General features: G+C 61.8%; 1 protein-coding gene and 1 pseudogene. One reads left to right on the top strand and one right to left on the bottom strand.

What is annotated here, in order from left to right; translation table 11 throughout:
- The first annotated feature begins 205 nt into the window (after positions 1-205).
- Positions 206-613, top strand: coding sequence for a transposase (locus ACT53T_RS11880; RefSeq protein ID WP_476161351.1), 408 nt, complete (start codon positions 206-208; stop codon positions 611-613).
- A 91-nt stretch (positions 614-704) separates the two neighbouring features.
- Here ACT53T_RS11880 and ACT53T_RS11875 read toward each other — a convergent pair.
- Positions 705-999, bottom strand: a pseudogene (locus ACT53T_RS11875) (recombinase family protein); the annotation flags it as partial.
- Positions 1,000-1,071: the final 72 nt, after the last annotated feature.

Genomic DNA, 1,071 nt, shown 5'->3' with positions numbered 1-1,071 from the left:
TTGCAGGCCGTTCTTGATGACGTAGACGATCCCGCTGACCACGCGGCGGTCGTCCACCCGCGGCACGCCGTGCGCCATCAGCTTCGCGCCTTTGTGATCGCTCATCGTGAGCGCCGTTGCGACCCCATTGATTCTTCGGGTTCGGAAGGATTTTCGGATGTGAGATTCTTCTGAGGGACAGCCATGTCTCTGGAAGGATCCGAAGATGAGCGAGAATGCGACGATCGAAACGGCTTTTGGCGCAGGATTTGTCGGACGTGTGGATTTTCGTCGTTCACGTTCGGGCAATCGGCTGTGGTCGAAGGAGTTGAAGGGCCGGATCGTGCGAGAGAGCCTCGCGCCTGGAGCGCGCGTCGCCGATGTCGCCCGCAAATATCGGATATGCGCGCAGCAATTGACGCAATGGCGCCGCCCGGCGCGCACCGGGCGGCTCGCGCTCGTGACCGACGATCCCGCGGAGTTCGTGGAGATCGAGCTCGAGCAGCCGTCCGTTCTTAATGAGAGCGATACGAAGATCGAGATCGTCGTCGGCAAGGTCGTGTTGCGGCTGGAGCAGGACACCGCGTCGACGCGCATCGCCGAGATCATGACGGCGCTGGAGCGCGGCGCGTGATCATTCCGTCGCAAGGATTGCCGATCGTGCTCGCCGTGCGTCCCGTCGATTTTCGCTGCGGTCATGATGCGCTGGCCGCTCTGGTGCAGAACATTCGATTGAGCGACGCGGCGATATGCTCGTCCGACCAGCGACCAGCCATGCTCGCCAGCCCGTGGCTTACGGACACGAAGTTCGGAATGCCGACCACCACGCCAATGAGTCGTGAGCACGACCTCACGCGCATCGTCGTCGACGTCGACGATGATGTCCGCGATCAATGTCCGCAGCAGTTGTTGTCGGGCACGCATCGTCACGTTTGGCGCATGCCATGCTGCCGACAGATTATCCGCCAGGTTCGTGAAGGCGTTGGGGTCGACCTCGAGGGCTGATGGCCGTTCCGCGGGGAGTGTCAGGAATTTCGTGTGTGGGCGGGCATGATGGAGAAGAAGGAGATCTCCCATGGCCCGACGCAAAGA

Source organism: Methylosinus sp. DMC45 (assembly GCF_056313885.1).
This window is presented reverse-complemented; position numbering and strand designations above follow the sequence as displayed.

Bases quoted from the DNA above. Each gene is read 5' to 3' on its own strand.
- ACT53T_RS11880 (WP_476161351.1), top strand. From the start codon at position 206: ATGAGCGAGAATGCGACGATCGAAACGGCTTTTGGCGCAGGATTTGTC.